At 71.9% G+C, this 14,949-nt stretch carries 1 protein-coding gene (running past one end of the window); it reads right to left on the bottom strand.

Annotated features, from left to right (window positions below):
* Positions 1-14,949 carry the 5' portion of a non-ribosomal peptide synthase/polyketide synthase gene (locus tag P3T41_RS23755; protein WP_280692060.1) on the bottom strand. It extends 7,083 nt beyond the left edge of the window, so only the first 14,949 of its 22,032 coding nucleotides appear in the window; it begins with the start codon at positions 14,947-14,949; its stop codon lies off the left edge, out of view.

Genomic DNA, 14,949 nt, shown 5'->3' with positions numbered 1-14,949 from the left:
GCCGAAGGGTGCCGCCACGAACCGCTCGGCGGTCAGACCGGGTCGGTCCAGGTAGCCACGGGCCAGGCCCGCACCGGCCAGGTAGAGCTCGCCGATGCTGCCCGCCGGGACCGGGTGCAGGTGCGCGTCCAGGATGTAGGCGCGCATGTTGTCCAGCGGGCGACCGATCGGCAGCGCCATGCCGGTGTCCGCCACCGGGTGGGCGGTGGCGAAGGTGGTGGTCTCGGTCGGGCCGTAGACATTGGTCACGACCGTGCCCGGGCAGCGGGTCAGCACCTGGGCCACCGCGACGGGGGAGACCACGTCGCCACCGGTCCACACCTCGCGCAGACCGGCGAAGCAGCCGGCGTCCTCGTCCGCGAAGAGCGTGAACAGGCCGATGGTCAGGAACAGCCAGGTCACCCGGTGCTCGGTGACCACCCGGGCCAGCGAGGCCGCGGTCAGGTCGCCCGCCGGCGCCACCACCACCTGACGGCCCGTCAGCAGCGGTGCCCACGGCTCGAAGGTGGCGGCGTCGAAGGAGTGCGGCGAGTGCATCAGCACCCGCGCCAGGCTCTCGGACGCGAACCGGCTCTCCATCGCCAGCGCCACCACGTCACGGTGGGTGACGGCGACGCCCTTGGGGCGGCCGGTCGAGCCTGAGGTGTACATCACGTACGCCAACTGCCGTGCATCGCAGCGGACGTCGACGGCGTCACCAGTGTCCGCGCCGACCTCCAGGACGGTGAGGCCCAGGTCCGTGGCCTGTTCGCGCAGCGCCGTGTCGGTGAGGATCACCGTCGCTCCGGTCTCCGCGAGGATCGCCTGACGGTGCGCGAGCGGGTAGCGGGCATCGAGCGGGACGTAGCAGCCGCCGGCCTTCACCACGGCCAGCAGCGCGATCACGAGCTCGGCCGAGCGTTCCATCAGAACAGCCACGCCGCGCTCGGCGCCCACACCCTCGGCGATCAGGCGCCGGGCGAGCCCGTTTGCCCGCGCGTCCAGCTCGGCGTACGTCAACTCGACACCGTCGGCCACCACGGCGACCGCGTCCGGCGTCCGCGCCACCTGCGCCGCGAACAGCTCCGGCAGCGTCCCTACGGGGACCGGGCGATCGGTGTCGTTCCACTCGGTCAGGATCCGGTACCGCTCGACGCTGTCGAGGATGTCGATCTGGTCGACCGGCCGCTGCGGCTCGGCGGTCACGGAGTGCAGGACGCGGAGGAAGCGGTCGGCGATCTGCTGCGCGGTTCCAGCGTCGAAGAGATCGCGCGCGAAGGTCAGGCTGCCGCGTAGGCCGGACGCGCCGGGCTCCTCGTCCAGCGCGAAGGTCAGGTCGAACTTCGCGGTCGGCTGGCCGGCCGGTATCACCGCGGCGTCCAGCCCGGGCAGGTCCACCACGGCCTGAGCGGTGTTCTGCAGGGTGAGCATGACCTGGAAGAGCGGGTGCCGGGCCATGGAGCGCGCCGGGGCGAGTTCCTCGACGAGGCGCTCGAAGGGCACGTCCTGGTGGGCGAAGGCGCTCAGCCCGGTCTCGCGCACCCGGCCGAGCAGTTCGGCGAAGGTGGGGTCGCCGGTGAGGTCGGTGCGGATGACGAGGGTGTTGACGAAGAACCCGACCAGGTCGTCCAGGGCGTCGTCGGTGCGGCCGGCGATCGGGGTGCCGATCGGGATGTCGGTGCCGGCGCCGAGCCGGGAGAGCAGGACGGCGAGTGCCGCCTGCAGCACCATGAACAGGGTGACACCCTCGGCCTGCGCCAATTCCTGCAAGCGCTGGTGAAGTCCAGCCGGGACGTCGAGCTCGACGTCGCCGCCGCGGTGGCTGGCGATGGTGGGGCGCGGTCGGTCGGTGGGGAGGGTCAGTTCCTCGGGCAGTTCGGCCAGGGCCGAGCGCCAGTAGGCGAGTTGCTGGGTGAGCAGGCTCGTCGGGTCTTCGGGCGAGCCGAGCAGGTTGCGTTGCCAGAGTGCGTAGTCGGCGTATTGGACGGGCAGCGCCTCCCAGGCGGGGGTCTGGCCGGTGAGGCGGGTGGTGTAGGCGGTGGAGAGGTCGCGGGCGAGTGGGACGGTGGACCAGCCGTCGCCGGCGATGTGGTGGATCACGACGAGCAGCACGTGCTTGTCGGCGCTCTGGGAGAACAGCCAGGCTCGCAAAGGCAGTTCGGCTGCCAGGTCGAAGGCGTGGGCGGTGGCCCGGGTGATGGCCTGCTCGTCGAAGGTGGTCACGGTGAGGAGCTCGCCGAGGGTCTCGGCGTTCAGGACCTGCTGGTGGGGCTGGCCGTCGGCGGAGGGGAAGACGGTGCGCAGCACCTCGTGCCGGCCCACGACGTCGCGCAGCGCTGCGTCGAGCGCGGTGACGTCGAGGTCGCCGGTGAGCTGCAGCGCCAGCGGGATGTTGTAGGTGGCGTTCGGCCCCTCCAGCTCGTTGAGGAACCAGAGCCGCTGCTGGGTGAACGCGAGCGGCAACACCTCCGGCCGTGCGCCTGCCGTCAGCGCCGGGCGCCGGTCGGTGGTGTCGTTCAGTCGCCGGGCGAGGGCGGCGACCGTCGGCGCCTCGAAGAGTGCGCGGATGGGCAGTTCGACGTCGAGGGCGGTGCGGACGCGGCTGATCAGGCGGGTGGCGAGCAGGGAGTGGCCGCCGAGCTCGAAGAAGTCGTCGTCGATGCCGACCTGGGGCAGGCCGAGCACCTGGGCGAAGACCTCGCAGAGCAGTTCCTCCTGCGGGGTGCGAGGGGCGCGGCCCGGTGCCGTGCTGAAGTCGGGGGTGGGGAGGGCGCGTCGGTCGAGTTTGCCGTTGACGGTGACCGGGAGCTTGTCGAGGATGACGATGGCGGCGGGGACCATGTATTCGGGCAGCGTCGCGGCGAGCTGGGTGCGTACCTCGGTGGTGTCCAACTCGCCTGTGGGGATGGCGTAGCCGACAAGTCGCTTGTCGCCGGGGGTGTCCTCGCGGACGATGACGGCGGCGTGGGCGATGGCGGGGTGGGCGGTCAGGGCGGCCTCGATCTCGCCCAACTCGATGCGGAAGCCTCGGAGTTTGACCTGGTCGTCGGTGCGGCCGAGGTACTCCAGGGTGCCGTCGGTGCGCCAGCGGGCGAGGTCGCCGGTGCGGTACATGCGCGCGCCGGGCTCGCCGTGGGGGTCGGCGACGAAGCGTTCGGCGGTGAGGTTCGGGCGGCTGAGGTAGCCGCGGGCGAGCTGGACGCCCGCCAGGTACAGCTCACCCTGGACACCGGCGGGCACTGGCTGCAACGCACCGTCGAGCACGTAGACACGGGTGTTCCAGACCGGGCGGCCGATCGGCACGGACGCGCCGGTGCTGTCGTCGGCGCAGGCCCAGGCGGTGACGTCGACCGATGCCTCGGTGGGGCCGTAGAGGTTGTGCAGCGGCACGCCCGGCAGCAAGTGGGCGACTCGGTCGCGCAGTTCGGTGGGCAGTGCTTCGCCGCTGCACAGGACGGCGCGCAGTCCGTCGCAGTTCGCCGCGGTGGGTTCGGTCAGGAAGGCCTGGAGCATCGACGGAACGAAGTGCGTGATGGTGACCCGCTCGCGCTGAATCAGCTCGGCAAGGTAAGCGGGTTCGCGGTGGCCGCCCGGGCGGGCGACGACGAGGGTAGCGCCTTCCAGCAGCGGCCAGAAGAACTCCCAGACGGACACGTCGAATCCGAACGGGGTCTTCTGCAGCACCCGGTCCGAGGAGTCCAGCCCGTACTCACCCTGCATCCAGGCCAGGCGGTTGACGATTCCGGTGTGCGGGACCACGACGCCCTTGGGCCGACCCGTCGAACCGGAGGTGAAGATGACGTACGCCGGGTGCTCCGGCCGCAGACCACGGTCAAAAAGATTGTCGCCATCGCGGTCTGACGCTTCGTCAATCAGCTCTCGCGTCACGGTCACCGGGCTGTTCGCCTCGCTGAGCACGTAGGCGATGCGCTCGGCCGGGTAGTCCGGGTCGACGGGCAGGTAGGCGCCGCCGGCCTTCAGGACCGCGAGGAGTGCGACGACCAGTTCGGTGGAGCGCTCCATCAGCACCGGCACCACCGACTCGGGCGCGACCCCGCGCTCGACCAGCAGCCGGGCCAGCCGGTTCGCCCGCGCGTTCAGTTCGCCGTAGCCGACCTGGACGCCCTCGAAGACCACCGCGACCGCCTCCGGCGTCCGCGCGACCTGAGCCTCGAACAGCTCCGGCAGCGTCCCCGCCGGAACCTCGACCGCCGTGTCGTTCCACTCCACCAGCACCCGCCGCCGCTCCGCCGCATCGAGCACCTCGACGCGGTGGAGCGGCCCGTGCGGCTCGGCGGCCACGGAGTGCAGGACGCGCAGGAAGCGTTCGGCGATCTGCTCAGCGGTCTTGCGGTCGAAGAGGTCGCGCGCGAACGTGAGATCGCCCTGCAGCCCGGCGGTGCCGGAACCCTCGCTCAGCGTGAGGGCCAGGTCGAACTTGGCGGCTTCCTGCCCGCTGGGCAGCACGGACGCGTCCAGACCCGGGAGGTCCACCACCGCCTGGGTGGTGTTCTGCAGGGTGAGCATGACCTGGAAGAGCGGGTGGCGCGCCAACGAGCGGGCCGGCGCCAGCTCTTCGACCAGGCGCTCGAACGGCACGTCCTGGCGGGCGAACGCCGCAAGACCGGCCTCCCGGACCCGGTGCAGCACCTGCGCGAAGCTGGGGTCGCCGGTCAGGTCGGTGCGCAGCACCAGGGTGTTGACGAAGAACCCGACCAGGTCGTCCAGACCCTCATCGGTGCGGCCGGCGATCGGGGTGCCGATCGGGATGTCGGTGCCGGCGCCGAGCCGGGAGAGCAGGACGGCGAGTGCCGCCTGCAGCACCATGAACAGGGTGACGCCCTCGGCCTGCGCCAATTCCTGCAAGCGCTGGTGAAGTTCGGCGGGAACAACCAGTTCGACGGACTCGCCCTGGTGGCTGGCGATGGCGGGGCGCGGTCGGTCGGTGGGGAGGGTCAGTTCCTCGGGCAGTTCGGCCAGGGCCGAGCGCCAGTAGGCGAGTTGCTGGGTGAGCAGGCTCGTCGGGTCCTCGGGTGCGCCGAGGAGGTCGCGTTGCCAGAGTGCGTAGTCGGCGTACTGGACGGGCAGCGCCTCCCAGGCGGGGGTCTGGCCGGTGAGGCGGGCGGTGTAGGCGGTGGAGAGGTCGCGGGCGAGTGGGACGGTGGACCAGCCGTCGCCGGCGATGTGGTGGATCACGACGAGCAGCACGTGCTTGTCGGCGCTCTGGGAGAACAGCCAGGCTCGCAAAGGCAGTTCGGCTGCCAGGTCGAAGGCGTGGGCGGTGGCCCGGGTGATCGCCTGCTCGTCGAAGGTGGTCACGGTGAGGAGCTCGCCGAGGGCGTCGGCGTTCAGCACCTGCTGGTGGGGCTGGCCGTCGGCGGAGGGGAAGACGGTGCGCAGCACCTCGTGCCGGCCCACGACGTCGCGCAGCGCTGCGTCGAGCGCGGTGACGTCGAGGTCGCCGGTGAGCTGCAGCGCCAGCGGGATGTTGTAGGTGGCGTTCGGCCCCTCCAACTCGTTGAGGAACCAGAGTCGCTGCTGCGCGAACGAGACCGGCAAGACCTCCGGCCGCGTACCGGCCGTCAGGGCCGGGCGGCGCTGGCCCGCACCGTCCAGCCGCTGGGCGAGGGCGGCGACCGTCGGCGCCTCGAACAGGGCCCGGATGGGCAGTTCGACGCCGAGAGTGGCGCGGATCCGGCTGATCAGGCGGGTGGCGAGCAGGGAGTGGCCGCCGAGCTCGAAGAAGTTGTCGTCGGGGCCGACGGCGGGCACGCCCAGAACCTGGGCGAAGACCTCGCAGAGGAACTGCTCCCGCGGCGTCGCGGGTGCCCGGTGGGTGGTGGCTCCGGCGGTGAAGTCGGGGGCTGGCAGGGCGCGTCGGTCGAGCTTGCCGTTCGCCGTGAGCGGCAGCGCGTCGAGCACGACCAGTGCGGCGGGGACCATGTACGCGGGCAGCAGCGTGGCGAGGTGGGCGCGCACCGCTGCGGTGTCGATCTCACGTGCCGGGAGCAGGTAGCCGACCAGCCGAAGGCCGCCCGGGCTGTCCTCGCGGAGGATCACGGTTGCGTGGGCGATGGCGGGGTGGGTGGCGAGGGCGGCCTCGATCTCGCCGAGTTCGATGCGGTGGCCGCGGAGTTTGATCTGGTCGTCGGCGCGGCCGAGGTACTCCAGGGTGCCGTCAGCGCGCCAGCGGGCGAGGTCGCCGGTGCGGTACATGCGGGTGCCGGGCTCGCCGTGCGGGTCGGCCGTGAAGCGTTCGGCGGTCAGGGCGGGTCGGTTGAGGTAGCCGCGGGCCAGGCCGTCGCCGGCGATGTAGAGCTCGCCGGCCACTCCGGCCGGAGTCGGGCACAGGGCCGAGTCGAGCACGTAGGTGCGGGTGTTGGCGATTGGCCGGCCGATGGTGGGGGCCTCGGTGGGGACTACCTGTGCGGTGGTGGACCAGATGGTGGTCTCGGTCGGGCCGTAGAGGTTGGTGACCTCTCCGAGCCTGCCGAGGGTGGTCGCCAGCGGCCCGGGCAGGGCTTCGCCACCCACGAGCACGCGCAGGTGCGGGAGTTCGGCCGTCCCGCTGCTCAGCTCCTCGGTGAGGGCGCGCCAGAGCGAGGGGGTGGCCTGCATGATGGTGGTGCCGGAAGTCTGGAGCAGCTCGGCGAGGGCGGGGGTGTCGATGACGGTGTCTCGCGGTATGAGCTCGACCCGGGCGCCGCTGATCAGCGGAAGGTAGAGCTCCAGGGCGGCGATGTCGAACGCGATCGTGGTCACCGCCGCCCAGCGGTCCTGGCCGGTGAGCGGGAAGCGGCGGCCCATGTCGGCCAGGAAGGTGGCCAGCGCTCCGTGCCGGACCACGACGCCCTTGGGCCGTCCGGTCGAACCTGAGGTGAAGATGACGTACGCCGGGTGCTCCGGCCGGAGCTGACGTTGCGTCAGGTCAGCCGAGTCATAGTTTGACGTTTCGTCAATGAGCTCCCGAGTCACGACCACCGGGGCGTTCGCCTCGCCGAGCACGTAGGTGATGCGCTCGGCCGGGTAGTTGGGGTCGACGGGCAGGTAGGCGCCACCGGCCTTCAGGACCGCGAGGAGCGCGACGACCAGCTCGGTGGAGCGCTCCATCAGCACCGGCACCACCGACTCGGGCGCGACCCCGCGCTCCACCAGCAGCCGGGCCAGCCGGTTCGCCCGCGCGTTCAGCTCGCCGTACGTCACCTCGACGCCCTCGAAGACCACCGCGACCGCGTCCGGCGTCCGCGCGACCTGAGCCTCGAACAGCTCCGGCAGTGTCCCCGCCGGAACCTCGAGCGCCGTGTCGTTCCACTCGCACAGCACCCGCTGCCGCTCCACCGGGTCCAGGATGTCGATCCGATGGACCGGCCGCTGCGGCTCGGCGAGCACGGCGTCCAGGACCCGCACGAAGCGTTCGGCGAGCTGCTGCGCGGTGGCGTGGTCGAACAGGTCGAGGGCGAAGGTCAGGGCTCCGCGCAGTCCGGCCGGCGCGCCGTCGGTGCCGAAGGCCTCGTTCAGGGTGAGGTCCAGGTCGAACCTCGCCGCCAACTGTCCTGCGGGCAGCAGGGAGACGTCCACGCCAGGCAGGTTGAGAGCGGGCAGCGTGGTGTTCTGGAGGGTCAGCATGACCTGGAAGAGCGGGTGGCGGCCCATCGACCGGGTCGGCGCGAGGTCCTCGACCAGGCGCTCGAAGGGCACGTCCTGGTGGGCGAAGGCCCCCAGGCCGGCCTCGCGCACGCGACCCAGCAACTCGCTGAAGGTCGGGTCGCCGGAGAGATCGGTGCGCAGGACCAGGGTGTTGACGAAGAATCCGGCCAGCTCGTCCAGGGCCTCGTCGGTGCGACCGGCGACGGGCGTGCCGACGGGGATGTCCGTCCCGGCGCCGAGGCGCGACAGCAGGACGGCCAGGGCCGCTTGTAGGACCATGAACACCGTCACGCCCTTGGCGCGCGCGAGTTCGGTCAGGCGCTGGTGCAGCTCGGCGGGCACGGCAAGGTCGACGGTGCCGCCGTCGTGGCTGGCCACCAGCGGGCGGGGCCGGGCGGTCGGCAGCGCGAGCTCTTCCGGCAGGTCGCTCAGCGTGGCGCGCCAGTAGGCGAGTTGCCGGGAGAGCAGGCTGTCCGGCTGCTCCGGCGAGCCGAGCAGGTCACGCTGCCACAGGGCGTAGTCGGCGTACTGCACCGGCAGCGGCTGCCACCCAGGAGCCTCACCGGCGCGACGGGCGCTGTAGGCGGTGGCGATGTCCCGGGCCAGCGGCCCCATCGACCAGCCGTCACCAGCGATGTGGTGCACGACGACGAGTAGCACGTGCTCATCGGTGCTCCGCGAGAACAGCCAGGCATGCAAGGGTACTTCGGATGCCAGGTCGAAGGGGCGGGCGGCGGCCCGGGCGATGGCCTGCTCGTCGAAGGCGGACACGGTGAGCAGCGAGTCGAGCGTCTCGGTGTTCAGCACGCGTTGGTGGGGCCGGCCGTCGACGGCCGGGAAGACGGTGCGCAGCACCTCGTGCCGGTCTGCCACATCGCGCAGCGCCTGGCGCAGAGCCTCGGCGTCCAGTGTGCCGGAGAGGCGAAGGGCCATGGGGAGGTTGTAGGTGGCGTTCGGTCCCTCGAGCTCGTTGAGGAACCAAAGTCGCTGCTGCGCGAACGAGACCGGCAGCGCCTCGGGGCGGGTACCGGCCACCAGCGCCGGGCGCCGCTGGTCACCGGCGATGTGCAGCCGCTCGGCCAGTGCGGTGACGGTGGGCGCCTCGAAGAGTGCGCGGATGGGAAGTTCGACGTCGAGGGTGGTGCGGATGCGGCTGATCAGGCGGGTGGCCAGCAGCGAGTGGCCGCCCAACTCGAAGAAGCTGTCGTCCACCCCGACCTGGGGCAGACCGAGGACCTCGGCGAAGAGCGCTGCCAGGACCTCTTCGCGCGGGGTGCGCGGGGCGCGGTTCGAGGCCGGTGCGAAGTCCGGGGCGGGCAGGGCGCGTCGGTCGAGCTTGCCGTTGAGCGTCAGCGGGAGCTTGTCGAGGACGACGATGACGGTGGGGACCATGTACTCGGGCAGCGTCGCGGCGAGCCGGGTGCGTACGTCGGCGACGTCCAACTCGCTTACGGGGACGGCGTAGCCGACCAGCCTGCGGTCGCCGGGGACGTCCTCGCGCACGAGGGCGGCGGCGTGGGCGATGGCGGGGTGGGTGGCGAGGGCGGCTTCGATCTCGCCGAGTTCGATGCGGTGGCCGCGGAGTTTGATCTGGTCGTCGGCGCGGCCGAGGTACTCCAGGGTGCCGTCGGCGCGCCAGCGGGCGAGGTCGCCGGTGCGGTACATGCGGGTACCGGGCTCGCCGTGGGGGTCGGCCGTGAAGCGTTCGGCGGTCAGGGCGGGTCGGTTGAGGTAGCCGCGGGCCAGGCCGTCGCCGGCGATGTACAGCTCGCCGGCCACTCCGGCCGGGGTCGGGCGCAGGCTCGCGTCCAAGACGTAGGTGCGGGTGTTGGCGATCGGCCGGCCGATCGTCGGCGCCTCGGTGGGGACTACCTGTGCGGTGGTGGACCAGATGGTGGTCTCGGTCGGGCCGTAGAGGTTGGTGACCTGGCCGAGCGAGCTGAGCTCGTCGGCGAGGGAGCTGGGCAGGGCTTCGCCACCCACGAGCACGCGCAGGTGCGGGAGTTCGGCCGTCCCGCTGCTCAGCTCCTCGGTGAGGGCGCGCCAGAGCGAGGGGGTGGCCTGCATGATGGTGGTGCCGGAGCTCTGGAGCAGCTCGGTCAGGGCGGGGGTGTCGATGACGGTGTCTCGCGGTATGAGCTCGACCCGGGCGCCGCTGATCAGCGGAAGGTAGAGCTCCAGGGCGGCGATGTCGAACGCGATCGTGGTCACCGCCGCCCAGCGGTCCTGGTCGGTGAGCGGGAAGCGGCGGCCCATGTCGGCCAGGAAGGTGGCCAGCGCTCCGTGCCGGACCACGACGCCCTTGGGACGCCCCGTCGAACCTGAGGTGAAGATGACGTACGCCGGGTGCTCCGGCCGCAGAGCACGGTCAACGAGGTTGTCACCATCGTGATCTGACGCTTCGTCAACCATCTCTCGCGTCACGGTCACCGGGCTGTTCGCCTCGTCGAGCACGTAGGCGATGCGCTCGGCCGGGTAGTTGGGGTCGACGGGCAGGTAGGCGCCACCGGCCTTCAGTACCGCGAGGAGTGCGACGACCAGCTCGGTGGAGCGCTCCATCAGCACCGGCACCACCGACTCGGGCGCGACCCCGCGCTCCACCAGCAGCCGGGCCAGCCGGTTCGCCCGCGCGTTCAGCTCGCCGTACGTCACCTCGACGCCCTCGAACACCACCGCGACCGCGTCCGGCGTCCGCGCGACCTGCGCCTCGAACATCTGTGGCAAGGTGCTCGCCGGAACCTCAAGCGCCGTGTCGTTCCACGCGTGCAGCACCCGCTGCCGCTCCACCTGGTCCAGGACCGCGACCTGGTCCAGGGGGCTGTGCGGCGCGGTCTCCAGGATGGTGACCAGGCTGTCGACGGCGGTGCGGGTCAGGGCGAGGAGCAGGTCGGGGTCGACGGGCGCTGCGGACTGGGCGTTGAGGATGAAGCCGGTGCCGGTGTCGTCCACGTTCATCGTCACCGGGTAGTTGGTGCGTTCGTGGCTGTGCAGGATCTCGACGCCGGGCAGGCCGGTCTCGGGGATCGCCTCGGGGGTGGGGCCCTGACTGTGGCGGTAGTTGAGCAGTGCGGTGAACAGCGGTGCCGCCGCGGCGACGGAGCTGGCCTGCTGTGCGACGGCGAGCGGGGCGTGCTCGTGGATCAGCAGGTCGGCGAGCTGTCCGCGCATCGCGAGGATCGCGTCGGTCGTGCTGACGCCGGCGGTGGGGACGCGGACCGGCAAGGTGTTGATGAACAGCCCGGGCACCCGGTCCGCGCCGCTGCCGGCGTTCATCCGCCCGAAGAGGACGGTGCCGAAGACGACGTCGTCGCGGTTGGCGGTGGCGGCGACCACCCGGGCCCAGGCGACGTGGAAGACGGCGGCCGCGCTGACGCCCAGCCGGCGGGCCTGCTCGCGCACCCGGGCGGCGAGCCCGGCGTCCAGCCAGTGGGTGGCCTCGGCGAGCCCGCCGGCCTCCCGGTGCACGTCCACCAGGCCGAACGGGGCGGTTGGCTCGCTGATGTCGCCGAGCAGGCCGGCGAAGAACTTCTCGTGGTCCTCGGCGGAGACGCCCAACCGGGCCTGGGCGACGAAGTCGCGGAACGGCAGCGGGGTCGGCAGGCTCTCCTGCTGCCCCGTCACGACGGCCCGGATCTCCGCGAGCAGCACCTCCAGGGTGGTGTGGTCGGTGATCAGGTGGTGGCGCTGGAGCAGCAGCAGCCACCGCTCGGTACCGGGCTCGGCGGCGATGTACGCGTGCAGCAGCGGCGCTCGCGTGACGTCCATGGACGGACGGCACGCGGCGCTGAGCCGCGCCATCGGGTCCGTGCCGGAGTCGGTGCCGGCGTCCATGCCTGAGTCAGCAGCGAGCGCCGCGTCGAGGTCGACCTGCTCGACGGGCAGCTCGGCGTGGCGGGCGACGACCTGGACAGGCGCGGACAGGCCTTGCCAGAGGAAGGCGGTGCGCAGGATGTCGTGGCGGTCCACCACGTGCTGCAACGCGGCCAGGAAGCTGTCGAGGCGGTCGCGCGAGTCGAAGGTCAGCGCGGTCGGCAGCACGTAGGCGTCGTCTCCGCCGTCGCCGGTGGCCAGCAGGTGGTGGAAGAAGATGCCCTCCTGGAGCGGGGCGAGGGGGTAGATGTCGGCGATGCCGGCCGCGCCGCCGGGGAACGCGGCCGAGATCCGGTCGATCTCCTCGGCCGTCAGGTCCACCAGGGGCAGCATCTCCGGCGTGATCGCCCGGGCCCCGGCCGGGATCCGGTTCGGCGGCGCCGCCACCTCACTGGTGGCGGAGGCCAGGGCGAGGCCGGCGGCGGTCGGCGTGGCGAACAGCGCGCGGACGTTCACCTGCACACCGCGGGCGCGCAACCGCTCCACCAGCGAGACCGCGAGCAGGGAGTGGCCGCCGAGCTCGAAGAAGTCGTCGTCGATGCCGACCTGGGGCAGGCCGAGGACCTCGGCGAAGACCTCGCAGAGGATCTCCTCACGCGGCGTGGACGGCGCGCGGTGCGTGGCGGACGCGGCGAAGTCGGGGGTGGGCAGGGCGCGTCGGTCGAGTTTGCCGTTGACGGTGACCGGGAGCTTGTCGAGGACGACGATGGCGGCGGGGACCATGTATTCGGGCAGCGTCGCGGCGAGCTGGGTGCGTACCTCGGTGGTGTCCAACTCGCCTGTGGGGACGGCGTAGCCGACAAGTCGCTTGTCGCCGGGGGTGTCCTCGCGGACGATGACGGCGGCGTGGGCGATGGCGGGGTGGGCGGTCAGGGCGGCCTCGATCTCGCCCAACTCGATGCGGAAGCCGCGGAGTTTGACCTGGTCGTCGGTGCGGCCGAGGTATTCGAGGTTGCCGTCGGTGCGCCAGCGGGCGAGGTCGCCGGTGCGGTACATGCGCGCGCCGGGCTCGCCGTGGGGGTCGGCGACGAAGCGTTCGGCGGTGAGGTTCGGGCGGTCGAGGTAGCCGCGGGCGAGTTGGACGCCCGCCAGGTACAGCTCACCCTGGACACCGGCGGGCACTGGCTGCAACGCACCGTCGAGCACGTATACCCGGGTGTTCCAGACCGGGCGGCCGATCGGCACGGACGCGCCGGTGCTGTCGTCGGCGCAGGCCCAGGCGGTGACGTCGACCGATGCCTCGGTGGGGCCGTAGAGGTTGTGCAGCGCCACATCCGGCAGCAAGTGGGCTGCTCTGTCGCGCAGTTCGGCGGGCAGTGCTTCGCCGCTGCACAGCACGGCCCGCAGCCCGGTGCAGGAGGTCGCGCCCGGATCGGCGAGGAAGACCTGGAGCATGGCGGGGACGAAGTGGGTGACCGTCACCTGCTCGCCCTGGATCAGCTCGGCCAGGTACCCCGGCTCGCGGTGGCCGCCCGGGCGGGCGACAACGAGGGTAGCGCCTTCCAGCAGCGGCCAGAAGAACTCCCAGACGGACACGTCGAATCCGAACGGGGTCTTCTGCAGCACCCGGTCCGAGGACTCCAGCCCGTACTCACCCTGCATCCAGGCCAGGCGGTTGACGATCCCGGCGTGCGGGACCACGACGCCCTTGGGCCGACCCGTCGAACCGGAGGTGAAGATGACGTACGCCGGGTGCTCCGGCCGCAGACCACGGTCAACAAGATTGTCGCCATCGCGGTCTGACGCTTCGTCAACCATCTCTCGCGTCACGGTCACCGGGCTGTTCGCCTCGCTGAGCAGGTAGTCGATGCGCTCGGCCGGGTAGTCCGGGTCGACGGGCAGGTAGGCGCCACCGGCCTTCAGCACCGCGAGCAGCGCGACGACCAACTCGACCGAACGCTCCATCAGCACCGGCACCACCGACTCCGGCCCCACCCCGCGCTCCACCAGCAGCCGCGCCAGCCGGTTCGCCCGCGCGTTCAGCTCGCCGTAGCCGACCTGGACGCCCTCGAACACCACCGCGACCGCCTCCGGCGTCCGCGCGGCCTGTGCCTCGAACAGCTCCGGCAGCGTCCCCGCCGGAACCTCGACCGCCGTGTCGTTCCACTCGGTCAGCACCTGCCGCCGCTCCTGCGCGGCGAGCAGGTCGACCTGGGTGAGCGGCAGGTCCAGGGCGTCCGGGGCGGCCAGCGTCTCCAGCAGCCGGGCGAACCGCCGGGCGTGCTCGGCCGTGGCCGCCGCGTCGTACACCGCCGGGTTCGCGTTGACGACCAGCTGCATGGTCCGGCCGCCCTGGCGGTCGTACAGGACGAAGGACAGGTCGTCGACGGAGCCGTTGGTGAGGCTGTGCGCGGTGCTGGGGTGGCCGGCGAACCGCAGGTCGTAGTCGAAGGCCATCACGTTGACCTGCGAGCCGAACAGGCGGGCGCTGCCGCTGCCGACCAGGTTCAGGTCGCGCCGGAGGTCCTCGTAGCGGTAGCGCTGGTGGCGCAGCGCCTCGCGCATGGTGCTGCTGGCCTGGCGGGTCAGCTCGGCCAGGCCCGCTTCCGGACGCACCGTCAGGCGGATCGGCAGCAGGTTGGCGAGCATGCCAGGGGTGGTGCGCTGGAGCCGGCTGGTGCGGCCGGCCACCGGCAGGCCCAGGACGATGTCCTCGGTCCCGGTCAGGCGCTGGGTGTAGAGGGAGGCCGCGGCCATGATGAAGACGGGCAGGCTGGTCTTCAGGCGGCGGGCGGCCGTGCGCACCCGCTCGGCCGTCTCGGGGGCGAGGTCCTCGATGTGGCGGATGCAGGTGTGCGAGGCCGGCGCGAAGCGGCCGCCGAGGCTGACCGCCTCCGGGTGATCGGCGAAGCGCTCCGTCCAGTACCGGCGGTCCTCGGCGAACTGCTCGGAGGTGCGGTAGGCCGCGTCCTCCTCGACCAGGTTCCGGAACGGCGGCAGGGGGTCACCGGTGGGCCGTCCCTCGACCAGGGCGGTGTAGATCTCGGCGACGCGGCCGGCGACCAGCGAGCCGCTGTAGCCGTCGGCGGCCACGTGGTGACCGCGCTGGTACCAGTAGAACCGCTCCGGACCCGCCGGGAAGATGGCCATGGAGTTGGCAGGACCGCGCTCCAGGTCGACCGGCTGCGCCAGGTCCGCCCGCATCCATGCCTGCACCGCCGCCCAGGGGTCCGGCTCGGTGCTCACGTCCCGCACCAGCACGGGCCACTGCGGCACCGGCTCGACCACCTGGCGCACCTGCGCGCCGTTCGACACGAAGCGCAGCCGCAGGATCTCCGCCTCCACGACGATCTGCCGCAGCGCGCTCTGGAAGAGGACCGGGTCGATCGGGCCGTGGATCTCCAGGCACTCGGCGATCTGGTACGACGGATTCGACGGGTCCAGATGCTGGGCGAACCACACTCCGGACTGTCCAGCCATCAGCGGCCAGGTGACGGATTGGGTGTCCGACAT

Source organism: Kitasatospora sp. GAS204B, assembly GCF_029892155.1.
In the GTDB taxonomy this organism is placed as follows: domain Bacteria; phylum Actinomycetota; class Actinomycetes; order Streptomycetales; family Streptomycetaceae; genus Kitasatospora.
The sequence above is the reverse complement of the archived record's forward strand: the minus strand, read 5'-3'. Positions and strand labels throughout refer to the sequence as shown.